The 22,765-nt window shown below is 49.7% G+C and carries 27 protein-coding genes, 1 tRNA gene, 1 pseudogene and 1 riboswitch; of the genes and pseudogenes, 14 read left to right on the forward strand and 15 right to left on the reverse strand.

All coding sequences use genetic code 11. The features are described from left to right. Positions 1-54 precede the first annotated feature (54 nt). The gene (locus tag EV681_RS22880) at positions 55-375 is read right to left on the reverse strand and encodes a hypothetical protein (protein WP_128396322.1); all 321 of its coding nucleotides are present in this window, start codon (positions 373-375) and stop codon (positions 55-57) included. Here EV681_RS22880 and rpoD point away from each other — a divergent pair. Beyond that, positions 341-2,626, forward strand: a complete 2,286-nt coding sequence (gene rpoD / locus EV681_RS20335; RefSeq protein ID WP_423191227.1) for an RNA polymerase sigma factor RpoD — start codon at positions 341-343, stop codon at positions 2,624-2,626. The genes EV681_RS22880 and rpoD overlap by 35 nt on opposite strands. Before the next feature lie 168 nt (positions 2,627-2,794). Then, positions 2,795-2,871: transfer RNA gene (locus EV681_RS20340), tRNA-Ile, on the forward strand. A gap of 103 nt (positions 2,872-2,974) precedes the next feature. Here the strand turns inward: EV681_RS20340 and EV681_RS22745 are convergent. The 3 genes and pseudogenes from EV681_RS22745 to EV681_RS20355 all read right to left on the reverse strand — a co-directional run. After that, positions 2,975-3,092: pseudogene (locus EV681_RS22745) on the reverse strand (tyrosine-type recombinase/integrase); the annotation flags it as partial. Between the two features lie 113 nt (positions 3,093-3,205). Next, entirely contained in the window at positions 3,206-3,541 is a 336-nt protein-coding gene (locus EV681_RS20350) for a type II toxin-antitoxin system HicB family antitoxin (RefSeq protein ID WP_130305020.1), read from the reverse strand. After that, positions 3,538-3,822: a type II toxin-antitoxin system HicA family toxin gene (locus EV681_RS20355; protein WP_242612334.1), complete on the reverse strand. Its 285-nt coding sequence runs from the start codon at positions 3,820-3,822 to the stop codon at positions 3,538-3,540. The genes EV681_RS20350 and EV681_RS20355 overlap by 4 nt, the downstream gene beginning before the upstream one ends. An 817-nt stretch (positions 3,823-4,639) precedes the next feature. Here EV681_RS20355 and EV681_RS22885 point away from each other — a divergent pair. Beyond that, positions 4,640-5,002, forward strand: coding sequence for a GFA family protein (locus EV681_RS22885; protein WP_165393156.1), 363 nt, complete (start codon positions 4,640-4,642; stop codon positions 5,000-5,002). Positions 5,003-5,173: 171 nt separating this feature from the next. Here EV681_RS22885 and EV681_RS20365 read toward each other — a convergent pair whose 3' ends face one another. The 4 genes from EV681_RS20365 to EV681_RS20380 form a co-directional block, all read right to left on the reverse strand. Continuing rightward, positions 5,174-5,503, reverse strand: coding sequence for a hypothetical protein (locus EV681_RS20365; RefSeq protein WP_130305024.1), 330 nt, complete (start codon positions 5,501-5,503; stop codon positions 5,174-5,176). 425 nt (positions 5,504-5,928) lie between these two features. After that, entirely contained in the window at positions 5,929-7,155 is a 1,227-nt protein-coding gene (locus EV681_RS20370) for a CaiB/BaiF CoA transferase family protein (RefSeq protein WP_130305026.1), read from the reverse strand. 11 nt (positions 7,156-7,166) lie between these two features. Continuing rightward, positions 7,167-8,138, reverse strand: coding sequence for a tripartite tricarboxylate transporter substrate binding protein (locus tag EV681_RS20375; protein WP_130305028.1), 972 nt, complete (start codon positions 8,136-8,138; stop codon positions 7,167-7,169). 157 nt (positions 8,139-8,295) lie between these two features. Further along, positions 8,296-9,045 carry an enoyl-CoA hydratase/isomerase family protein gene (locus tag EV681_RS20380; protein WP_130305030.1) on the reverse strand — a complete coding sequence of 250 codons (750 nt, stop codon included), beginning with the start codon at positions 9,043-9,045 and terminating at the stop codon, positions 8,296-8,298. Between the two features lie 148 nt (positions 9,046-9,193). Between EV681_RS20380 and EV681_RS20385 the strand changes: the two genes are divergently transcribed. Beyond that, positions 9,194-9,937 carry an IclR family transcriptional regulator gene (locus tag EV681_RS20385; protein ID WP_130305032.1) on the forward strand — a complete coding sequence of 248 codons (744 nt, stop codon included), beginning with the start codon at positions 9,194-9,196 and terminating at the stop codon, positions 9,935-9,937. Between the two features lie 310 nt (positions 9,938-10,247). Continuing rightward, complete coding sequence (locus EV681_RS20390) at positions 10,248-11,318, forward strand: CaiB/BaiF CoA transferase family protein (protein ID WP_130305034.1); 1,071 nt, start codon at positions 10,248-10,250, stop codon at positions 11,316-11,318. A 251-nt stretch (positions 11,319-11,569) separates the two neighbouring features. Here EV681_RS20390 and EV681_RS20395 read toward each other — a convergent pair whose 3' ends face one another. Next, the gene (locus EV681_RS20395) at positions 11,570-11,938 is read right to left on the reverse strand and encodes a hypothetical protein (RefSeq protein WP_130305036.1); all 369 of its coding nucleotides are present in this window, start codon (positions 11,936-11,938) and stop codon (positions 11,570-11,572) included. A 149-nt stretch (positions 11,939-12,087) separates the two neighbouring features. Continuing rightward, positions 12,088-12,420, reverse strand: coding sequence for a YciI family protein (locus EV681_RS20400; RefSeq protein ID WP_130305037.1), 333 nt, complete (start codon positions 12,418-12,420; stop codon positions 12,088-12,090). Between the two features lie 272 nt (positions 12,421-12,692). Here EV681_RS20400 and EV681_RS20405 point away from each other — a divergent pair, with 272 nt between their 5' ends. Together EV681_RS20405 and EV681_RS20410 are read left to right on the forward strand one after the other, a co-directional pair. Then, a complete protein-coding gene (locus tag EV681_RS20405; protein WP_130305039.1) occupies positions 12,693-13,094 on the forward strand; it encodes a GFA family protein in 402 nt (133 codons plus the stop codon). A gap of 129 nt (positions 13,095-13,223) precedes the next feature. After that, positions 13,224-13,613 carry a GFA family protein gene (locus tag EV681_RS20410; protein ID WP_130305041.1) on the forward strand — a complete coding sequence of 130 codons (390 nt, stop codon included), beginning with the start codon at positions 13,224-13,226 and terminating at the stop codon, positions 13,611-13,613. 49 nt (positions 13,614-13,662) lie between these two features. Here the strand turns inward: EV681_RS20410 and EV681_RS20415 are convergent, their stop codons facing one another. Together EV681_RS20415 and EV681_RS20420 are read right to left on the reverse strand one after the other, a co-directional pair. Then, positions 13,663-14,088 (reverse strand): GNAT family N-acetyltransferase, encoded by a 426-nt coding sequence (locus EV681_RS20415; RefSeq protein WP_130305043.1) that lies wholly within the window; start codon positions 14,086-14,088, stop codon positions 13,663-13,665. A 62-nt stretch (positions 14,089-14,150) separates the two neighbouring features. Further along, positions 14,151-14,372: a hypothetical protein gene (locus EV681_RS20420; protein ID WP_128396332.1), complete on the reverse strand. Its 222-nt coding sequence runs from the start codon at positions 14,370-14,372 to the stop codon at positions 14,151-14,153. A 427-nt stretch (positions 14,373-14,799) separates the two neighbouring features. Here EV681_RS20420 and EV681_RS20425 point away from each other — a divergent pair, with 427 nt between their 5' ends. Next, a complete protein-coding gene (locus tag EV681_RS20425) occupies positions 14,800-15,426 on the forward strand; it encodes a glutathione S-transferase family protein (protein ID WP_130305051.1) in 627 nt (208 codons plus the stop codon). Between the two features lie 64 nt (positions 15,427-15,490). Here the strand turns inward: EV681_RS20425 and EV681_RS20430 are convergent, their stop codons facing one another. Further along, a complete protein-coding gene (locus EV681_RS20430; RefSeq protein WP_130305053.1) occupies positions 15,491-15,997 on the reverse strand; it encodes a 6,7-dimethyl-8-ribityllumazine synthase in 507 nt (168 codons plus the stop codon). Positions 15,998-16,166: 169 nt separating this feature from the next. Next, positions 16,167-16,335, reverse strand: a riboswitch (FMN riboswitch). Positions 16,336-16,686: 351 nt separating this feature from the next. Between EV681_RS20430 and EV681_RS20435 the strand changes: the two genes are divergently transcribed. Together EV681_RS20435 and EV681_RS20440 are read left to right on the forward strand one after the other, a co-directional pair. Further along, positions 16,687-17,325: a class I SAM-dependent methyltransferase gene (locus tag EV681_RS20435; RefSeq protein WP_130305055.1), complete on the forward strand. Its 639-nt coding sequence runs from the start codon at positions 16,687-16,689 to the stop codon at positions 17,323-17,325. 136 nt (positions 17,326-17,461) lie between these two features. Next, positions 17,462-17,731, forward strand: a complete 270-nt coding sequence (locus tag EV681_RS20440; protein ID WP_130305057.1) for an I78 family peptidase inhibitor — start codon at positions 17,462-17,464, stop codon at positions 17,729-17,731. Between the two features lie 487 nt (positions 17,732-18,218). On the opposite strand, the gene EV681_RS20450 is transcribed toward EV681_RS20440, so the two are convergent. Further along, the gene (locus tag EV681_RS20450; RefSeq protein WP_128396337.1) at positions 18,219-18,398 is read right to left on the reverse strand and encodes a hypothetical protein; all 180 of its coding nucleotides are present in this window, start codon (positions 18,396-18,398) and stop codon (positions 18,219-18,221) included. Positions 18,399-18,948: 550 nt separating this feature from the next. On the opposite strand from EV681_RS20450, the gene EV681_RS20455 reads away from it, so the two are divergent. From EV681_RS20455 to EV681_RS20465, 3 genes are all read left to right on the forward strand, one after another. Further along, complete coding sequence (locus EV681_RS20455; RefSeq protein WP_130305059.1) at positions 18,949-19,488, forward strand: lipocalin family protein; 540 nt, start codon at positions 18,949-18,951, stop codon at positions 19,486-19,488. A 242-nt stretch (positions 19,489-19,730) separates the two neighbouring features. Next, positions 19,731-19,967 carry a hypothetical protein gene (locus EV681_RS20460; RefSeq protein ID WP_128396339.1) on the forward strand — a complete coding sequence of 79 codons (237 nt, stop codon included), beginning with the start codon at positions 19,731-19,733 and terminating at the stop codon, positions 19,965-19,967. Between the two features lie 171 nt (positions 19,968-20,138). After that, complete coding sequence (locus tag EV681_RS20465; protein ID WP_130305061.1) at positions 20,139-20,954, forward strand: hypothetical protein; 816 nt, start codon at positions 20,139-20,141, stop codon at positions 20,952-20,954. Between the two features lie 197 nt (positions 20,955-21,151). Here EV681_RS20465 and aqpZ read toward each other — a convergent pair whose 3' ends face one another. Next, the gene (aqpZ, locus tag EV681_RS20470) at positions 21,152-21,847 is read right to left on the reverse strand and encodes an aquaporin Z (protein WP_130305063.1); all 696 of its coding nucleotides are present in this window, start codon (positions 21,845-21,847) and stop codon (positions 21,152-21,154) included. Between the two features lie 394 nt (positions 21,848-22,241). Here aqpZ and EV681_RS20475 point away from each other — a divergent pair, with 394 nt between their 5' ends. Beyond that, entirely contained in the window at positions 22,242-22,697 is a 456-nt protein-coding gene (locus tag EV681_RS20475) for an ESPR domain-containing protein (RefSeq protein WP_130305065.1), read from the forward strand. Positions 22,698-22,765 lie beyond the last annotated feature (68 nt).

Below are 22,765 nucleotides of genomic sequence, written 5' to 3' on the forward strand. Positions count from 1 at the left end.
CTTGTGTATAATGTAAAGTTTGCTCGTCTCTATATATGCGCCTCCTTTTGCTGCTTAAATAAAAAATAACAAGCGGCGAAGCAGTGCGTGGTTTTGTTGTTTTTGTTTTGTTTGTGTTGATCTGAGATTGCCGGAACTGACTATGACCAAATCCAGTAGTAAACCAACTCCTTCGAAGACAGCAGTTAAGAAAGTGACCGCAAAGTCTTCTTCGAAAACCACAGCACCAGCCAGTTCTGCCCTGAAAAAAGGCAAAACGGTGCCAGCAGAGACTAAGGCAAGTCCTTCAGTGAAAAAAACGGCGGCTTCAGGCAAAGTCAGTAAGGCCGCCAAACCGGAAATGAATGTGAAAGATACTGCTGCAAAAGTAACCAAGTCAGCGCCTTCGGCTAAACCCGGGACAAAGGCACCGGCCAGCAAAACGGCGACAGCTGCGCAGGCAGAAGCCAAAACTGTAAAAACGGTCGCAGCCAAAACGGCATCGGCCCGTCCTGCTGCCCAAAAGGCTCCGGCCAAAACGGCTGCGTCCAAAACAGCACAGGCAAAAGCTGACGTGGATGACACGGACTTCGATCTGGACGACACCGATCTGGATCAGGAAAAAGCCGGGAAGCGCAAGCCCAAGGTAGGAACAGGCCGCAAGCCTGGTCGTCCGTCAAAAAACAAAAGCAATGACGAAGATGATGAATTCCTCGAATCCGAAGATGGCGAAGTAGAAGAAGTGCCCGATTTCAAGCCGGCCAAGCGCGGCAAACGTGGTGCGAAAGATGCCAAAGAGGTATCAAGTCGCGGCCCGGTCTCGCCTGAAGAACAGGAAGCGCGCCGGAACCGTCTCAAACTGCTTATCAAGCTGGGCAAGGAACGGGGCTACCTCACCTACGGCGAAATCAATGACCATCTTCCCGATGATCTGGTAGATGCAGAGGCCATTGACGGCATCATCAGCACCTTCAGCGATATGGGCATCTCCGTCTATGACCAGGCGCCCGATGCAGAGGCGCTGCTGCTGAGCGACAACGCGCCCGTAGCGTCCTCCGACGACGACGTGGAAGACGAAGCCGAAGCTGCGCTCACCACGGTAGACTCCGACTTTGGTCGCACTACCGACCCCGTTCGCATGTATATGCGCGAAATGGGCACGGTCGAGCTGCTGACGCGTGAGGGCGAGATTGAAATCGCCAAGCGTATTGAGGAAGGTCTCAAGCACATGGTCATGGCCATTGCTGCCTGCCCGACAACGATTCAGGAAATTCTGAACCATATCCAGCGCGTTCGCGATGGCCAGGCGCAGATTGATGAAATCGTTGATGGCCTGGTCACCGAAGACGGCGAAGAATATGCCGGTTCAGGCGTACAGGAAGAAGACGAGAGTGACGACGGCCCGGCCGGCGGCATGAGCAGCAAGCAGCTGGAAATGCTGCGTCAACAGGCGCTGGAAAAATTCGACTCCGTTGAAAAATGGTTCGGCAAAATGCGCAGTGTTTACGAACAGGGCGGCTACCGTACACCAGATTACATTCGCTCCCAGGAAGCTATTCTTGAGGAACTGATGGGCGTGCGCTTTACAGCCAAAATGGTCGAACGCCTTGCAGACACGCTGCGTAACCAGGTTGAGGAAGTGCGCCAGCTCGAACGCGCCATTTTGCATACCTGCGTGGATCGTGTCGGCATGCCACGTTCTTACTTTATTAAAGTATTTCCTGGTCAGGAAACCAATCTGAACTGGGTGCAGGAAGAAGTGAACAAGAACGCTGCTTACGCAGAAACGCTTGAGCGCTCCATTCCTGATATCCATGAAATTCAGCAAAAACTGATCGACCTGGAAAATGCAGTTGTTCTGCCTCTCAAAGATCTGAAAGACGTGAACAAGCGCATGGTTACCGGTGAAGCCAAGGCCAAGAAAGCCAAACGCGAAATGATCGAAGCCAACTTGCGGCTGGTTATCTCTATTGCCAAGAAATACACCAACCGTGGCCTGCAGTTCCTTGACCTGATTCAGGAAGGCAATATCGGCCTGATGAAAGCCGTGGACAAATTCGAATACCGTCGTGGCTACAAGTTTTCTACGTACGCCACATGGTGGATTCGTCAGGCCATTACGCGTTCAATCGCCGACCAGGCGCGCACGATCCGTATCCCGGTTCATATGATTGAAACCATCAACAAGATGAACCGTATCAATCGCCAGATTTTGCAGGAAACAGGCACCGAGCCTGATCCGGCAACACTGGCGCAGAAAATGGATATGCCGGAAGAGAAGATCCGCAAAATCCTCAAAATCGCCAAAGAGCCCATTTCCATGGAAACGCCGATTGGTGATGATGACGATTCGCATCTGGGCGACTTCATCGAAGACAATGCCACACTGGCGCCATCAGACAATGCGCTGTATGGTTCCATGCGCGATGCCTTCAAGGAAGTGCTCGACTCTCTGACGCCACGCGAAGCCAAAGTGCTGCGTATGCGTTTTGGTATCGGCATTAGTTCGGATCAGACGCTGGAAGAAGTGGGCAAACAGTTTGACGTAACTCGTGAGCGGATCCGTCAGATAGAAGCCAAGGCCCTGCGCAAGTTGCGTCATCCAAGCAGAGCTGATAAACTTAAAAGCTTTCTTGAAAACCAGTAATTAAATTTGCCGGTCGCGCGTGAGTATTTGAAGAAATACTTGGCGTTAGTTAGACGCTAGCGCAGCCGCATTTAAATTGTAGTTAGCAAGAAAAAAGCCGGAAATTGGCCGCATCTGTCAGGTGTTTTATACACAAGGTAGTCTGACAGGCGGCCAAAATAATGGATACCCCCTGTAGCTCAGTTGGTTAGAGCAGAGGACTCATAATCCTTTGGTCGCTGGTTCGAGTCCAGCCGGGGGGACCAGAGAAAGCTTTTAGAATCAATAAATTAGCCGCTTGCTTAAGCGGCTTTTTTGTTGTCTGTTTCGCCACCGTGACTAAATCGTGACTGTATTTCGCTGGCCGTGACATATTGGCAAGATGACCGACATCCAAATGGGCATACTTCTGTACCATTTCGATCGTCTCCCAGCCACCCAATTCTTTCAAAACCATGAGCGATGTGCCGGACTGAACATGCCGGCTTCCTATCAACACAGCTATCGCAGCATATCGATCTCCCTTGCCACGACGGGAGCTTGACGCGAGTATCTTTGCCCTGGACAAGGAGTGGCAAGACGGCCTAGCCGAGTGAGCTATTAAATCGCGGCAGCTTCGGCTATTACGTTCGCCGCCCATTGATTCAAACTCACTCCTGATGCCTGCGCCGCTAGTGCAGCGGCTTGGTGTGTTTCCGGAGAAACGCGTAGGACGAACTTGCCGGAGAACTGTTTTTTCGGTTCAATGCCGCGTCTCTCGCATTCTTCCAAGAAGATGCGCAAGGAGGTTTTTGCTTCCTCTTTGAGAGTCGCTACATCGGTGGCGTAAAAGTCTGCGCCGCCGTTCAGGTCGACAAACTCCCCACGAAACATTTCTGTTTCGGGATCGAAGGAAATGACGGCTTTGTAGCCGTCGATATTCAAAATGTTGTTCATGGTTTAACTCCGTTTTCTTCAAGCCATTTTCTGATGCTTGCCACTGCTCCTTTATCGACGTCCGGGGAGGGGTGGGGCTTGTGTAGGACTCGGACTTGATCGAACAGGAATATCGCGACCCTTGATCCCTCTCGCTCTGTTACCTCGCCGCCAAGTTCTGTGAAAAGAGTCAGCAGATCGAGCCATTTAACTCCTGCTGGGGTGGGTCTCGAAAAGATCAGTTGAAGGGTTTTGCTATGCTTCGATTTTATGCAATAAATGATACTAAAATATAGTATCAAAATAAATATGTTTTTATAAGACGCTCCAAGCGCTGGGGCGGCTTTTTTTAACCACTGTCGCGGCCGCTTTCAATGTTCCTTGATCAATTGATCTGATAGTTATTGAAGATGCATTTTTGCTACGTGCGAAATAAAACCTCAGCTAAGGCTAAGATGATTAAGCTATGTGAACTTCACTGCTAATTCATCGCCTTTTCAGCTGTATCCCAATAGAATTCTGATGTGCGAATGATATTCACCTATCCATCGTACTTTTCGCCTCGGTCGTAACGGCCGGGGCTTTTTTGCATACGTTGCTCGTGCTCGTTTCCCCTGATAAGCAATGCAGTAATAAACATGTAATATTTCAAAACGCAATGTTATAAGTAAAAAAACGGATAGGTGAATGCATTGCGTTGCCCTGGCTTCGGCCGGGGCGTTTCGTATGGGCGTTTATCATTGTTCCGTAATTGATTGCACAGCCGACAGAGTGTAATCTATTGCCGCCCTGTGGGGCCGCAGCCCAGGCGCAGGCGTTTCCTTGCGTTAACATTTATTAAATTGACCCCCTCAAGCCCAAAGTGCTAATTTGAATGTGTGCACAGGCTCTGCTCAAGAGAACCCACTGGGCACCGCCCCGTTAATGTCCTTTTCGGGGCGTTTTTGTTTTTGGGGCTACTATGTAACAGCAACAAACCCAGGTTGCCAGCGATGGTACAGATTCAGAAGCCAGCAACAACACGCGCCTATGCCCCATGTGGGAAGGCAGCTGTATTTCAAAATTAGCACTGTTAAAATCCAGCTCGTTGTACACAACATAAATTCTTATGGAATGACCATGAAATACATAGGCGCGTGCCACTGCAATGCAGTCAGATTCGCATTCGATGCAGACATTAATGAAGTGGTTAGCTGTAACTGTACGTTGTGTTCCAAGCGCGCTGCCCTCATGCTTTCCGTTCAAATGGAAAGCTTTGACGTCACTGGTGGTCGGGAGGGGATGCGGGAGTATCGCTGGAATACAGGAACAGCTCGACACTATTTCTGCGGACAGTGTGGAATCTATATATTTCATCAACGCAGAAGCGATCCGTCGATGCTCAGTGTTAATGCAAATTGTGTGATAGGGTTGGACATACAAGGTTTGCCAGTACGGCATGTCGACGGCAAAAGCAGATCCGAAGCACAGCAAGCCAACTGAAGGCAGACCGGCTATCCCGTGGTATCACGGTGGTTCGCAAAGGCCCCTTAATGGAGGCTATCCGGGCCAGGCTGCTGGATCGAGCCAATTGGATGCAGGTTGCACAAGCTTAGTCGCTTTGAGGCCAATTGGGTAATAGTTACATTCCCTCAGACGGGTCTATTTCGCTTTCTATCCCAACTCATGGGTCTGGCGATCGCAGCTTGACATCGTTCGGACGCTGCCATGTGGCCGTTTGTCCAGCGATGTACCTTCATCATTGATTTTGAAATGCTGGGACTTATTCTGTTCGCACAGTTCCAGGAATGCGGTATCAAGGGCGAAATGGTCTGCTTCGAACGCTGATTCATACACCGTTACGGTGCCGCCACTGTTGAGATAAAACTTGAATATATCGCCTTGCACCGACGGCATTGTATATTGAGGCCCATTCCGATACCTCCCAACAAATAGATTAGGCGACCGGGTCAACTGCTGATTAGCCCATTGAAAGAAATTCACTACATCTCCTTGTTCAAGTAACCACTATACACCGTTCTCACCAGGCAAAAAAAACCAGCCGTCAAGGCTGGTAAATCACCCAAACAACAGGTGAGGAGACAGGCCAATTATAAGGCCTGGCGGGATCGGGGATATTCAAGGATCGTTAATTTTCTGAGTGCTTGCTGCCAGGCACAACAGGGCGCCCAGCATATGCCTTTTGGAAAAATCAATCCAGTCCTGGCAAAATTGAAGAGCATCGAGGTGAGCGATACCTGTCGATGGGCGCCTGTCTTGCATATGTGTTCTCCATAGTCATCGTAGAAAGCTTCCGTAGAGGCATTCCATTCGGGAGGAGGGGATTTCTTGCTTGCCGATTGTCTGGCAATGGTAACGGTCTGCGGAGGCTGCTGTTTTGCTAGCCCCGACAGACTTATAAAAACAATTCAGATTACACGTTCGGTGCGTAATTGCTCGAGTTCCGACATGCCATATCCCAGCAGCCTTCGGTATAGTTCCTGATTATGTTCTCCCACAGCGGGTGCTGCACTCGAAATCTTGCCCGGTGTTCGGGACATTTTGGGAACAATGCCTTGCATCCGTAGGGGCCCTAACTTTGGATGCTCGATAGTCACAATATTTTCTCTCGCCTTGTATTGTGGATGCTTTGCTATATCCTCTATGGTTAACACAGTCGAAAAGGGAATGCCATTGGCTTGCAGGGCCTCGTGAACTTGTTGAGCTGGCGTATTTTTCATCCAATCGGCAACAATCTGATTTAGTTCCTCAATGTGACCAAACCTAAGCTCGTGATTGGCATAGCGCGGATCGTCAGTCATTTCCTGCTTCTCCATTGCAATACACAGTCGTCGAAAAAGAGTGTCTCCTGATATCGTCATGATGGTATATCGTCCATCGGAGGTCTCAAAGGTGCTTCCGGGTGCCGCTCCAAAATGTACATTTCCCGTGCGCTCCCGAATTAAACCAAGCTGATCGAATGCAGCAACCATTGAATCGCTGAATCGGAACATGGATTCATAGAGCGCAAGATCAATCTGCTGGCCTTCACCGCCGCGCACATCTCTGTAGTATAGTGCCATCATAACGGAAAAGGCGCCCATTAATGCAGTTGAATAGTCAGCGATGGATGTGCCAACGCGTACCGGAGGGCGATCAGCAAATCCCGTCATTCCCATCACACCACTGAATGCAAGACCTATCCTATCGTATCCAGCTCGGTTTGCAAGTGGTCCACTCTGGCCAAATCCCGAAACGCTCAGCATGATCAGGCGGGGATTGACGCCCGACAAATTTTCATAGTCAAGATTCCATTTCTCAAGTGTGCCGGGCCTGAAATTTTCCACGACCACATCGACCTCTTTGACTAGTTTTCGCAAGATTTCTTGTCCTCGTGCTTGCCGCAGGTCAAGCGTGATAGATTTCTTATTCCGTCCATCCACGTTCCACCATAGACTTTCGCCTTTTGAGAATGGACCTACGCCACGAATTGTATCGCCGACACCTGGCTGTTCTACTTTAATGACCTCAGCACCAAAGTCTGCCATCAGTGTGCCCGCGACCGGACCAGCAATCATTGTTCCGAGATCTAGGACTTTGATCCCAGCCAGTGGGCCAGCTGACTCCGAGAGTGCTTGTTGTTTATCATTCGACATAATTATTTCCTTTAGTTGGTCGTTGCACCTGATTGACGAACGATTTCACCCCATTTTGCAACTTCCTGTTTCACTCGTTTATTAGCCACATCAGGACCTTTGTTTACGATCACGAGTCCCTGATCAATAAGTGGTTTCTGGAAGTCCGTCGAATTGATGGTCTCTTGGGCAGCTTTGTGCAAAATATCAATGACCTCGCGCGGAGTGGTTGCGGGAGCGCCAACTGACATCCAGGAAGTGGCCTCATAGCCAGCCCAGCCTGCTTCATCAAGCGTAGGAACATCGGCCAAGAACTTAGAGCGCTCCTTTCCTGCTTGAGCTAATGCCCGCGCTTTGCCTGCGTTGATTTGCTGCATTGCTAGAAATATTGTGTCAAATACCAAGTCGGTTTGTCCTGCAAGTGTTGACATGACGGCCGGAGCACTTCCCTGGTAAGGCACGTGTGTCATCTTAATGTCTTTCATACTTGTGAACATCGCTGTAGCAAGATGAGGCGTTCCTCCTACGCCAGATGATGCATATGTTAATTTTCCTGGTTCCTTCTTAGATATTTCTACAATATCGTTAACTGATTTCAGAGGAGAGTCCTTTCTGACAATTATCACGACAGGGGCTTCGACTACATCCACCACCATCGTAAAGTCCTCTAGTGTTTTATATGGAATTTTCTTGTATAGAGTATCGTTGATGGCAAACGGAGGAGTCATCCATAGCAGCGTATAGCCATCCGACGAGCTGCGCGCGACGGTGTCGGTGCCGATAATTGTGCCGCCGCCGCCTTTGTTCTCAACAACAACGGGCTCGCCTAGACGTTCACCCATTCCCTTGGCCAGTAAGCGGGCCACGCTATCTGATGTTCCCCCTGCGGGAAACGGCACAACCAGCCGAATTGGCCGATCAGGAAAGGATTTGGCTGCTGCCAGTGTGGCTGAGGTAAAGAAAAAAAAGCCTGTAATGCCTACAACAAATTTGCGAAAATCCATGATGTCTCCAATCAATGATAATTTGCGTATTGTTCAAGCGAGTGTGTACCGGGTGAGCGCCGGTCACACCTGTATGTCTATCCAGTTGAATTTTTGCTCTGTTCGAGCTTGATGTTCTCTTGAAGTCCTTAGTGGGACTTGCTGAATCTTTTAAGGCTCATCGGCCTTGAAAAATAGGCTTTCTACGCTCACGATAAGCTTGAAATCCCTCCTTGATATCCTCGCTTTGAGCGATTTCGTCGATATCCGCGCTTGCCAAGCCAAAAAGCTCGGTAGGTCCGCGCGGCAATACCCCATTGACGACGAATCTTTTTAGAAGTTTTAGTACTAACGGCGCCATGGAAGCGAGCTCGCGCGCTAGCTCGAGTGCCCGATCCACGTGCTGCCCTGGTGAAACGACTTCGTTGATCAAGCCAACGTTCTGTGCTCTTTCAGCGTCGACTATCCTTGCTAACAGTATGATTTCCATCGCAACTTTATGTGGAATCCGTGCTGCAAGCCCCGCTATAACACCTTGAGCAAGGCCCAGTTTTGCTTCTGGGTAATAGAATTTCGCATCCGTCGTTGCTACAACCAAATCGCTCATCATGGCCATGACCAATCCGCCGCCGACGCACCAACCGGATACTGCACTTATGACAGGTTTTTCGGTTTTGATGCCTATTGTTGGAATACAGCGCCAGAGCTGAGGAACGTCGTCCACATCTGCGCCGGCACTAAATGCCTCGACACCGGCTCCGGTAATTACAGCTACCCGCTGTTCAGACATGTCAAACTTTGCAAATTCATCTTGAAGCGTTTTAGCCGTATTTGAGCAAATCGCATTGCGTCTGGATTCCCTGTTAATCGTGAAGAGGGAAACACCATCTTCAAAATTTTCCACCAAGACTATTTTTTCATCCTTCATAACTTCCTCCTGTGGTTGGACAACTTATTTATTTGCAAAAATAAAAATTGTTCTATATAATGGAAAGCATATCCTATAATTTAAAGTCTATCACGCGCATATTGGTAGGTCAATGTCTGCGCGTCGTTAGCTTTTCCATGGAGCTCGCATGAACAATACGCTCAACACAGGTTTGCGATTGATTGAGATTCTTGCTGCTAGCCCGCATCCTATGGGCATAACGGAAATAGCGAATAAAATCTCAATCGGAAAAAGTAACGCTCATCGCATACTGCAAGCTCTCGTGGAAGAGGGGTATGCATTGAAGGATGATGCAAGCAGGACTTATCGCGCCTCGCTCAAGATCTGGGCAGTTGGGCATTCTGTCCTGATGGGATTGAATGTGAGAACTGTGGCGCCGCCATTTATGACTTCGCTTCTGGAAACAACTCGGGAAACTATTGTTTTGTCCGTGCTTGATGGCATAGAGGTGATTTACATCGATAAACTGGATAGCCCCGAAGCTGTTCATATCTACGCGCCTGTCGGTCAGCGAGCCCCTGCATTTTGTATGGCGACAGGCAAGGCGTTGCTAGCATATTCCGATGCTGCTGTAGTTCAAGCAAGTCTAGACTCGGTCCACAACTATCCGGGCCGGGATTCAATTGATCCAGTTGTATTCGAAAAAAAATTGCAGGAGATAAGGGTGAGGGGTTATGCGCTCAACCCCGGAGAGTGGCGAGAAGGCGCATGGGGTGTAGCTGCGCCGATCTTTGATGCAACCGGAGCAGCAGTTGCAGCCATTGGCGTATCAGGGCCCAAAAGCCGCATCTCCGAAAACATGGAAAGTATCATTATTCCTGCGATCGTTGCGACGGCACGAAATATTTCGATGGAATTAGCTTGTGGTTAAGAGACTAATGGAAAGATATTAGCCAGCTTTTCATAACGCGTCGTTTGCTATATGGCTAAATTAGGCTGGTAGAAGATTTATTGTTGTTTTCTCTATGCGCTAGAATCGTTGAAAATTCGGTAGTTTGGGTGAAAGTTAAATTATTAGTATCTGGGGGGGAATCGGTATTCTGGAACGACGTTTCCCTACCCAAATGGCATTGTTGGCTGTTGGATGCTTAAAAAAATCTATGTTCCTTTTATTCACAATACAGTCAGCGATGCCGGGTCAATACGAGTGGTAATCGCCTAAATTTTTTGCAAATCTACTTATGACGAAAAAATCTGTACTGGCGGGCGTTCGAATAGTGGAATTTTCAGCGATAGGACCAGTACCCTGGGCGGCAATGGTACTGGCAGATATGGGTGCCGATGTCGTCCGAATTGTGAAGGAGGGTACCAAACACGACACGGCCATGTTGAGAGGCCGACGGGTCCTGCAAGTGGATTTAAAAACTGAGTGTGGAGTAAATGATGCGAAGCAGGTAATTCAACGAGCGGACATTCTGCTCGAAGGCATGCGTCCTAAGGTTATGGAAAGACTCGGGCTCGGTCCGTCAGTATGTTTCCAGCTAAATCCAAAATTGGTCTATGGGCGGATGACAGGATGGGGTCAGTCCGGCCCCTTGGCCCAGACCGCTGGCCACGATATCAATTATATTGCGCTGACGGGCGCGTTACATGCAATTGGACGAGAAAAGCCGGTGCCGCCGCTGAATTTGATCGGCGATTATGGCGGTGGTGCTACCTTTTTGCTCATTGGTGTGCTGGCAGCATTCGCAAAAGTACGAGCAGGTGGAGAAGGACAAGTGGTGGATGCTGCGATGGTAGATGGCGCTGCGCTTCTCATGGCACTGCAGTACGAACGATTGGCGTCTGGCGAATGGCGAGACCAGAGAGAGTCAAACGTTCTTGATGGGGGAGCTCCTTGGTATGATGTTTACGAGACACTTGATGGAAAATACATTGCTCTGGGTGCTATTGAGCCGCAATTTTATCAGGAGTTGCTCAATGGTCTTGGGCTATCTGCCAGCGAGTTGCCTGATCGAAAGTGTCGTGAAAACTGGCCGGTGCTGCGCCGCATTTTCGCCGACCGTATTATGAGTCGTACACGGCAGGATTGGGAAAGCTGCTTTGCCGGTACGGATGCTTGCGTATCTCCAGTGCTGTCGATGAAGGAAGCACCAGAACACCCGCACAACGCAGCCAGAAGTATTTTTGAGCAATGCAAGGGAGCGTATGTACCAATGGTCGCACCTCGATTTAGCTCAATGGAAAATCAAATGGCAGAACATACAGAGAACATTACGTTAGGCAGGATATTAGAGCAGTGGGCGCAGTAATTGGATGATTTAGATGAGTTTTTGACCTTACTAACTCCGATGTTAGCGAGTAAACTATCAGGCGGTAATGTCGGCAGATATGGCTCTGCATTCTTTCATTTTACTTGGCATCGGCAGCAGAGTCAGGGCCGTTATGCAGGCTAACGATGATCGATCGCAGAGCAGACAAAACATGATTTTGTCGTGCCGTTAACTAAAGCAATGGCATGAAAATGAATGCGTTTCCCTGGCGAAGGTAAATAGTCGCCAGGTTATAGAAACGCGCCGGTGTTTGGTCGCGTTTCCCAGCCCCCGTCATAAGGCACCCAGCCCATAACCGGTTCATTGGTTTTTTTATTGATTCTGGGCATGCCATGTTTGTCGGTCACCTGGCCACGATACATGATTTTAAGACCACGCGTGCGCATATGCTTTTTGGCAAGATCAATCCAGTCCTGGCAAAATTGCGGGGCATCGAAGGTGAGCGATACCTGTCGATGGGCCCCTGTCTTGTATATGTGTTCTTCGTAGTCGTCGTAGAAAGCCTCCGTAGAAGCATTCCATTCGGGAGGAGGGGATTTCTTGCTTGCCGATTGTCTGGCAATGACATCTGTCATGCCGAATACACAAAATGCACTCATTGCTTTTACATCAGGTGGGGAAGGGTAAAGATGCGAGATTTTATATGCGACCCGCAGTTAAAGCAAATGGTAACGCCTCACTTACCTGATACGGGCTCCTAGCGCACGCAATCGCGTCTGACCGCCTCCTGTCATTCCTTGACCTTGGGTTACCACGGCTGTTCCAGCGGCCACACCTCAACGACACCGTGCGCGACAGCGCAGGGGGTTCGTGACACCATCTCGATGGCCTCGGCCATGTCTTTGGCCTCTATGATGGCGAAGCCGGCCACCGGCAGGGATGATCTCATGAATGGTTCGTTCGTCGTTATAACTTGGGCCGCGTCGGCATTGCGCACCTGCACAGGGCGGCCCGCAATACCCATCAATACGCCGGCTTGCTGTAATTTTGCGTCGTGCGCATGGGCAGCGTTTCGGATGTCGACTGCGGTGCGATCGTAGCCTTCCCGATCCCCATATCCGATAGTTACAAATTTGGGCATAGCTCGTCTCCTATAGTTGGCTTAGGCAAGGGCTTGTTTACAAGCCTCTCACCATAAATCATACATCAACACTAACGGGGACAGCCGATCCAACGCGCTTGCGCAATGGCGCATGTTGAATGTCTGACGGTAGGTGATCGCACGGCGGTTGCCGACTGACTGATGGCGCTGGGTGCGGGTTTAGCGCGGGCGCATCAAACACGACATGGCAGAGCAGATCAAAACTGGTTCAGCTTCGCCTGTTATTATTGATCAACTGACAGGAGTGAAAAATGGCCAAGCTTCAGGGAAGTTGCCTCTGTAAAGGTATTCGATATCAAATAAACGGACCGTTAACCGGGGCGTTGAACTGCCATTGTTCTATGTGCCGTAAGGCACATGGTGCTGCTTTTCGAAGTCGGGCAAGGGTTTGGGCACGAGATTTTGAATTTTTGCAAGGCGAAAAATTAATGAAATTTTACGAATCTTCACCAGGAACGCATCGCGGGTTTTGCGGCAACTGTGGCTCTCCCATACTCAGCAAATTCGATGACGATAAGTCTTGCTATGGATTGCCGCTGGGTGGCCTGGATTCTGACCCAGGTATCAAACCTGAGTTGCACGTGTATGTTAGTGACAAAGCACCATGGCACGATATTACCGATGGCCTACCGAAATTTAGCGAAGGGGTTTAGAGACGAATAACACATCTGAATACGGCGAGAGGATTTGCAAGTCGATGAATTAAGAATCACAAAGAAAATAGATCTGCTGGGATACTGACCGAGTAATCGATTCGAATTTCATAAGGGTGGGGTGAAAAAATGTCTGAAATTACTGGAAGCTGCTTATGCGGGGAATGCCAATATGAAAGCGGGGCAGAGCCTTTGAATATTAGAGTGTGCCATTGCAATCAATGCCAGAAGGCGACGGGATCTGCATTTTTTCCCCGAGTGATGATTCCATTGGATAGCTTGAAAGTAATCGGTCCCGTCGGTTGGTTTGCTTCAGGTAGTGGATTAAGGCGCGGGTTTTGTACTAAGTGCGGATCTACATTATTTTCAGAGCGCAAAAGCAGAAACGTCGTTGGTGTTTCGCTCGGAACCCTGGATAATGCCGATCAATTTGATCCGACATGCCATATTTGGATGTCGAGCAAGCAGCAATGGCTATTATTTGATGACGCGTTGCTGCAGCACCAAGAGGGACCGTAGATTAGTTCGGGGCAGCCTACCTACGTCGCGTCAACTTGCAGCGTAGCATTTAGAGCGTCTTAGTCAAAAATATCCTGCTGGTTCCAGGGGGATTGCACGGGATTTGTCCAAACCGCTCCCACCCATGTTTTTCATAAAAGCCCGGCGCCTGGAAGCGGATTGTGTATAGAACGGCGCTAGAACAACCGCGTTTGCGTCCTTCCTGTTCAAACTGCTTCAGTATCGTGGAACCGAGTCCGCTATTTCGTAATTCCTCTGGTAGATAAACCAGCTCTATGAATAACAATCCCAAAGATGATCTGCCCAGCATGCCACCAATCACTTGACCGGATTGCTTGTCTCTGACAACAATGGCCAGCGATTTTCTGTCATTGTATTTTGCTATTTCATCGTTGTAGGCGTTAAGGCCAGCCCCGATTACCTCACTCATTTCTTCGGTAATTTCATCGGTGATTTCTACGGTGTGCCTAGTCATTCTCTATTGCATTCAGTTTAAGGTTTAGGGAGAGCTATACCCATTTTGCATTTAGTAATAGATCAACCGATTAATTTGACCGATGCCGGATCAATGTCTGCGCCTTTCAGTATCGCATCGAGTTTCTGCTCTAATGTCAGGTTATCTTCGTTAGTGTCCGCCATAGGGAGCCTCAATGCGAACACCAGCTCTTTTTTTAAGGTTATTGGCTCAGCGTCGTCCAAGTCTTCATCAGCATTAATTATTTCAGTTGCTCCGCCGAACTTTGAATATGCGATGTCCATAACGAATCCTCCTGGTTGGATTGATGATTCATTGTACTTCGCCTTAAACGATAACTGTCAAAGAAAAGACATTGCAGTTGCGGTGGGCACTCTTGCCTTGCTGAATAACCCGGGTAAGATACGCTTTACAACTGTAATAAATCGATGTTGTTACCGACTATCCGAAACAACGATAGCCAACATCTTTTGCACAAACCGTCCTGATGCAAGAAGGGTTTTTCTGTTCTAATTAAGGTCGGAGGTGTAGCATCCCACTGGAAGTGCAGTCTGCATTGATGAGGTGACTGAGCAGCAACAAATGTGCGTGGCCCCCAGTGAGTGACTTTATCCTTTGTCTTGCACGTCTTATTGTCTCTCGAACTATTTTAGTGATACGCCCTTTCCCAGATGCCCATTCTGTTTCGATTTTATATTTGGATAATTTACAATGAAGCTTAAATTACACGCATCCCCAGGTGCCTGCTCGCTAGCTAGCCATATTGTCTTGGAATGGATTGGTGAGCCATATGACATCGCTTATCACTCTGGCGCTGAGCGTAAAGAGCCGGCATTCAAAAAGTTGAATCCAGCCGGTGCGGTGCCCGTGCTCGAAATTGATGACTGGGTGCTCACTCAGAACGTAGCCATTTTGAATTTCCTTGCGGACAGCTTTCCAGAATCCAAACTCAATGGCGACGGCAGCACCAAGAGTCGCGCGCAGATTAATTATGCTTTGGGCATAGCGACCTCGGATATCCACCCGACTTTCAAACCGTTATTTGGTACGACATCGTATCTGGGTGACGAGGCCGCGATTGACATGACCAAGGCCAATGCGCGTACGAAGGTTCATAATCTACTTGAAATAATGGACGCGCAGCTGGCGGGCCAGGACTGGCTCACTGGCGCACGTTCTGTAGCTGATCCGCTATTGTATGTCATGACGCGCTGGACTAAAAACGTAGGTCTCAAAATTGATGATCTACCCAACCTGACGCGCTTTATGAAAAGCATGGAGCAGGACGCTGGTGTGCAGAAAGCGCTGCAAGACGAGGGATTGCAAAAGTTTTTCTAGCAATGCAGTCCAAAGGCAGGGCAGTGGACTGCATTGCGCAACGATAAGGGGAAGCCGCCGTGCCTTACTGTTGTTGTGAATGCGCTGTACGTGTCAGGTCGTGCAGCGAGGCAACGGTTGCGATGCACGCCTGTGCAGCTTCCTTGCCCTTGATCTGGAAATGCTCGAAGAAAAAGCGATGCTGATCTTCGCTTTCAAACAGTTCACGTGGTGTGAGCACGCAAGACAATACCGGTACGCGCGTTTCCAGCTGAACCTGCATCAGTCCTGAAATAACGGCCTGAGCCACAAACTCATGACGATAGATGCCGCCATTGACCACCAGCCCGGCTGCGACCACTGCAGCGTAGCGACCGCTTTCGGCCAGCAACTTGGCATGCAGGGGAATCTCAAAGGCGCCGGGAACATTGATGACATCGACGCAGGACGCATCCTGGCGAAGGCTTGACACTTCTTGCAGAAATGACAGCCTTGCCTGCTCCACGATATCGCCGTGCCAACCGGCTTCAATGAAGGCGATACGACGGGATGCGAGCACCGGCAGGGGCTGATTGACAACTTTTGTAAGCATGGTAAAACTCCTGTTTTTGAACACATAAAAACAGGGCATGGATAGACAGGAGACGCATGGCGCGCACATTACAAGAGCTTGGGTTTGCGTGCCAAATCATGGTTCGGCGTAGCAGTGCAAACCGGTAGTAACACGTGCGAAGCACGGCACGCTGGCACGGCCAGCGGTATCCCGCTCTCTCTTTATCCGGACTATGACCGTCGGCTCTGGAATCACACCAGATCTGCTGACCTTGCCCCATGCGTGAACAATTTGCTGCACAGGCAAGCGCTCGCGGGCTTAGCGCTTTGCACGCCATTACCGCCGGTGGGGAATTACACCCCGCCCTGAGAACGTGCGGCGCTTTTTTTCGGGCATGCCAAAGAAAAGTCCGCGCATAAATTGTAGCATCAGGTTTGCGAGTATGCAGGGCTACCAGGGGGTATGTATAACGAAACCCGGGTGTCTATATGCGAAACCTGGGCATCAATGTATACACATATGCACGCTATAACATTGTCGCAATTTGTCTTCGAGATTCAACCGGGGGAGCGCCACTATAGACGGCGATCGGGCGGCCGCCTTTAGCATAGGTGATACCCTCATTTCGGACACGCATTGTTGCCACAGTGGTGGCAACAGCCGGATAAATCATTAATCAGCATTAAAATCGAACCTATTTCACATGCGATTTTTGAAAAGGTTAGGCGATGAAAGACTATTACGGAGCACGCGCAAACGAATACGATAGAATCTATTCAAAGCCTGAACGGCAGGCCGATCTTAAAAAATTGCAAATGTGGCTGCCCCCCTTGTTTGTTGACCGATCAGTCCTGGAGATCGCTTGTGGCACCGGCTATTGGACTCAGTTTTATGCACCACTGGCTGAGCGGGTCGTGGCGCTGGATGCGGCACAGGAAACCCTGCGCATTGCAGCTGGGCGTATCAGCGCGCAAAATGTGCATCTGATGCAGGGGGACGCATACGAACTGCCTGTTTTGGATGGGTCGTTCGATGCCGCTTTTGCCGGGTTTTGGTGGTCACATATTCCACAAGAACAACTTGCCGGCTTTCTCGCCGGCCTTCATCGAGTGCTGGAACCAGGCGCCAGGATTGTTTTTCTTGATAATCGTTTTGTGCCCGGTAGCAGTACGCCTATAGCGGACAGTGATAGCGCCGGCAACACCTATCAAATTCGCACATTGGATGGCGGTTCAACTCATCGGGTGCTCAAGAACTTTCCGACTCGAGAACAATTGCTAGCCACTGTGTCGCCATATTCGACGTCTTGCAATTATCTGGAGTGGGAATATTTCTGGGCGCTTGAGTACACCTTGGATATCCCTTGAACAGGCCTGGAACACAGACCGAGACAAGCAAGGGTTGGCTTGGCGTCCCGGTTGCAAACATACCTGATAATGTATTTTGCCAAAGTGGCAGACCCAATTAGTGTATAAATATAGGGGTCGATTCAAAGGAGCCTTTATGAAACAACTTATCGCCGCCATCCCGCTTGTTGTGCTCGCTGCCTGCCAGACACCAACGCCCGGGCAGGCACAGACCGAAGATCAATGTGGTGCCAGTAGCCGTCAAAGCCTGGTGGGAACACAGGAAACGGCTCTGAACAAATCTACCTTACCTAAGGCTACCCGTATCATTCATCCAGACTCAGCCGTTACTATGGACTATAGTGCACAACGCTTGAATATACATGTGGGTAAGGATGGGAAGATTAGCCGTGTGACTTGTGGCTAGGCGCTATAGCGGGTTGCAGACTATGCTGCTTCGTTACCGTAGTTTGGCAGGGCAGGTGGTGAGCCTCGCTCTGTAGCCACGGGTTATTTTCTTAAATAGCTTTTGCGCCCGGAATCACTGTAGCAAAACTGCCCGCCTCTGGGACCTGTGCAATAATTGCCGCTACGACAACGACACCCTGTGTCTTTTTTGACAGAGGGTGTCATATTGCGATTATTGGAAAATAGTTGTGCCGCGGACGTGTTGCCGTTTCCCTGTGGTGCCGAGCAATACTTTTTTGACCCGCTCACAGATCCGTCATTGCATATAAACGTTTTTCCCTGACAATGGGAAATGCCGCCTTTGGAGCCCGAGCACGGATAGTTTCGGGCCAGCGCCGATGGCATGGCCAGATTGGACAGCATCACAAGTGTGAATACGAACGCAGCACTTCTGGCTATCGAAGTACGAGAACTGCTGCTTCGTTTTTGCAGGCTTTGTGTACCCTTCAAAGGTACTTTCTGCCCCGGGCGGCATGATCTTCGCGTTGGCGCTCCAGATACCATTTGCGTGAGGCCAAGTCTGTGACATTGGTGTCAAGCCACCTGCGCAGCTCCGCTTCTTCACGTTGAAAGTCGCTTTCTAATGTTTTCAGGTAATGTGTATTGTGTTGAGTCAGATCGTCCATCCTGGCCTCCTTTTGGGCGTTTCACGGCAAAGCATCTGGGTGCAACGAACCCTTGCATGATTTTCCTTTTGTGAATATAACATTTATTTAACAAAATACATATTCGGTTACCTCGGGACGTGATTTTTCAAAAAATCGTAGTGAGCCAGGCTGACTACTTAATACAAATGAAATGCCCGGCGCCTTTGCACCAAATCGGCGCATATCGCAACCGTCAATTGATACAATTATTTACAATATTTCCTTTTAGCAAATGCGCTACGGTTGTCATGACTGGCATGGCTGCGCGGCCATGGGTGTCAAATTCGCGACCGTATATGCAATACGAATGTTTTTAATCCGGTATCGCGATTCCATTCGCAATGGTGGATTTTTTCCGATGAATTTGGAGTGATACGCGCATGAGCCGGCAATCGGTCTTTTGCTGGTAGTAATGCCAAGTCTGACATGTGCACAGCCTGACATTCCATTTTTCTCAGTTTGCTCTGAGACGGATTAAGGCGGGGCGAATAAGGTTATTCTGGATACTAATAATAAGGAAGGGGCGTTCATGAAGATCATTTTCTATATTGCCGTCGTTACTGCATTGGCTGGATGTGCAAGCTCGGATCCGGTACTGCCGACCCAAGCGAATATAGACGTTAATAAATACACGGGCACGTGGTATGAACAGGCACGGTTACCCAACAGTTTTCAGCGAGACTGCGCCAGCGATGTGCAGGCGGATTACACGTTACAGCCGGGTAATACAATCAAAGTGCTCAACCAGTGCAAACAAAAAGATGGCAGCGTGAAAACAGCACAGGCAGAAGGGCGCCTTGCTGTTCAATCAACGGCTCCTGATTTTTCGAAATTGCAGGTGCGATTTGCACCCAGGTGGATGTCTTGGCTTCCAATGGTGTGGGGCGACTACTGGATAATGAAAATTCATGGGGATTATAAATATTCATTGGTGGGCACGCCCAATCGCCAGTTCTTGTGGGTTCTTTCCCGGGAAAAGCAGGCCGATCAGCGTGTTGTTAACGAGTTGCTTGCGTATGCTGCAAACCATGGCTTTGCAGTTCAGGATGTGACCAGAACACTGCAGTAATTGATCAGGGCGATCCGCAAAGATCTTGCGACGCCGGTGTGCCAATAACGGATAAGGAGCTGCCAGAGTCCAGCTTGCTGCTTTCGTTATTAAATTGCGATCATCATAATGCTACTGGCGGTGCTACAACGCCTTTCATAGGCGCAACCCGTTTTCGCGTTTCGCGTTTTCGTGGTTTTGTGTACCCAATCCGGCCAGGCCTGCTATAAAATGGTTTTTTTTATTCAGCAGGAGTGCGCCAAATGCCTATCAACCGTCTTTGTCGACTTAGCCTGATGCTGTGCCTGGCCGCGCTTGTTGCCGGTTGTTCAGGAGGCGGTCGTATGGGTTCTTCTCTGGGCGGCGAGTGTGCCTGGTATCGTGGCGGTTGTTCTTATGAAGGGCCTTATGACGCCGATGAAAAAGACTACGCTGAAGCCGAAGCGGCCAGGCTGAACAGAGCCCAATCTGCGCGACTGGGTGGCGGCTGGTTCTGGTAAGCGCTTGCTGATGGGGGCCATTGTCGCCTTGCTCCTCAGGTGGTGCATCGTGGGGAAGCGGCAGGGTCAATCGCGTAGCGTCGCCTATGTGTCCTTGAATGGCTATATTTGCTTCCCGCTGGTCTGGTTCGCCAGGGCACATTGATCGCTATCGCAAACAAGGAGTGGCAAATGAACCGTTCTGTTCTGGGTTGCTTGGTCGCACTGGCATCTTTGTTCTCATATGAAGCCAGCGCCCAAAATATAACGCTGGACTCCAGGGAATACAAGGTCGGACTGGCCGTAGATGGGCTCCCACGCGAAGCGGCGGCAGTGGATGAGGCGATAAGAAGCCGTCTGGGTCCCATAAAAAAAATAGTACCCCTGCGCAAGAAGCAGGCGCAGGTGCAGTTTCTTGACACAGACTCCTGCGTTTTGACAAAAAATGCGATGCTGCTACGGGCCCGGACCAAATCAAACAAGGAGCCGCGGCTCACCTTGAAGATTCGCAATCCGGATATTCTTGCCGTCGATACTATGCCAATTGCATTAGTCAGTGGCAAGACCGTCGGTATTGAAGATGATTACAGTATTGGACAGGACGGCAAGCCTGCCAGCAATTTTTCCAAATCACTTTCATTTGACGGCGCCTTGCCCCTTCGCCTGGCAGACATCGGCAGCCACATTGTCAATTTGGAGTACCTGGGCCAGGGGGCCTCCCAATTGGCGTTGCGCGGCGGGCCACGGGTTGCCGAGACGGTGTTTGTGTCCAAGCCTGTGCCCATTACAGATCAATTGGCAGCTGAAGTTGAAATCTCGCTTTGGTATGAACAGGCGGGCGGGGCGTTACTGGCTGCAGACGTGTCTTTTACGGTTCAGGCGCCATTTGACCATCCGCAATTGCAGGCAGCCGATCAATTGCTGCTGGATTTCGCCCAGGCTTTAGGGGACTTCAGGGGCGCGACAGCAGAGAAGGCGCTGGCGATCATTCCGAAAATGTGTCGATAGCCAATCGTTCTCGTGCAAAAATTGTTCTTTGCAACGATCGATATTAACAACCCAGGTTTGGATATTACCGGCGCTGCAAATATGAGCGGGAGCAGGGCTATGCCGCGGCTGCCAAAACCAATAAGACCCGCCGCAGCGGGTCTTAACGTTCTAGCCTGGGAGGTTTTGCATAGCGCGGACCACCCCGCTAGTATTTACTATTCATCCTTGGACAGAAGACTGCGGTAGATCAGGCCGCCGGCTATTGCGCCAACAATTGGCACAATCCAGAAAACCCACAGTTGTGATAGCGCCCAATCCCCTTGGAAGATGGCAACGCCAGTGCTTCGAGCCGGGTTAACAGATGTGTTGGTTACGGGGATGCTGATCAGGTGAATCAGTGTCAGCGCCAGGCCAATGGCAAGTGGAGCGAATCCTGCTGGTGCTCGCTTGTCGGTAACGCCATGAATAATAATCAGAAAGAATGCCGTTAGTACGAATTCGGCAATGATCGCAGCGGTTAGTGAGTAGCCGCCAGGGGAATGCTCTCCATAGCCGTTAGAGGCAAATCCGCTGGCAGAGACGTCAAATCCTGCTTTGCCGCTGGCGATCAGATACAGCACGCCGCCGGCAATAATGCCGCCTATCACTTGAGAAATAACATAAGGAACTACCGTGCTGAAGGGGATGCGACCACCGGCGAACAGGCCCAGCGTAACGGCCGGATTAAAGTGGCCGCCAGAAATATGGCCTACTGCGTAGGCCATTGTAAGTACCGTCAAACCGAATGCCAGCGCGACACCGGCAAATCCTATTCCCAATTCCGGGAAACCTGCGGCAAGTACCGCGCTGCCGCAACCTCCGAAGACCAGCCAGAATGTTCCAAATGCTTCTGCACTACATTGCTTGATCATTTCTCTTTCCTTTGTTGTATGGGTTGTGAGCAAATTATGCGATCAATTGATAGCGCAGACAATCAAATTTAGGTCAATTCGATTCGCAAAGATTAACAAAATGTATCAATTATGGTTGTAATTAAATCACTTTTGAACCCAGGGTAAGGCCTCGTCGCGGGTGTAATCAGGCATAGCGTTCATGTCCGGTATTTTTTACGCGGCACAGTCCTACTTGTCCAGGGCAAATGCCACCCACTGCGATGAAAATCAGACAGCCTTCAGTTCGCGCACGTTAAAAATTGAAAAAATTGATCTGGATCAAAACTTTTTTTGATGGCCAGCTATAGGATTCTAGCCGTTTAAAAATTTTGCATTGGGCGAATTTTGGTATTTTATTTGTGAGTTGACCATCATGAACAAGATATATAAGTCGATCTGGAGTGTATCGAAAGGAACTTACGTAGCTGTATCAGAGCTGGCAAGAGGAAAGGGAAAATCATCCTCTTGCGGTCTTGGCGGCAGCCAAAAAACTGGGTGCGCAGCCAGAAGCTATTTGCAGAGCAACTCAGCAGGAAAACATACTGGCGCATGGGCAGAAAATTACCTGCCTTTAAGCTTTAGGTTAAGCCAGCTGGCCGTGTTAATTAGCTTAGGTGGTATAGCGGGAAGTGCAATGGCTGCAGCGCCTATAGGAGGCTCAGGCAATGGGTTGTCCATATCAACAAGAAATTGTTCAGGCGCTAATGCACAGATTTTAGAATCCATCGCTATCGGTTGTGGGGCTAATGCTCCCTCTATTGAGGCAACATCGATAGTAGATCGTAAAAACCCTTATGAAGTTCGTAAGCGTCCGGTAAACCCATCTTGAATATCAGCGACAGATCGTAGAGGATTGAATCTCCATCAGGTTCTTGGTGGAGTAATTCATCCCAGTAG

Source organism: Advenella incenata (genome assembly GCF_004217095.1).
Classification (GTDB): domain Bacteria; phylum Pseudomonadota; class Gammaproteobacteria; order Burkholderiales; family Burkholderiaceae_B; genus Advenella; species Advenella incenata.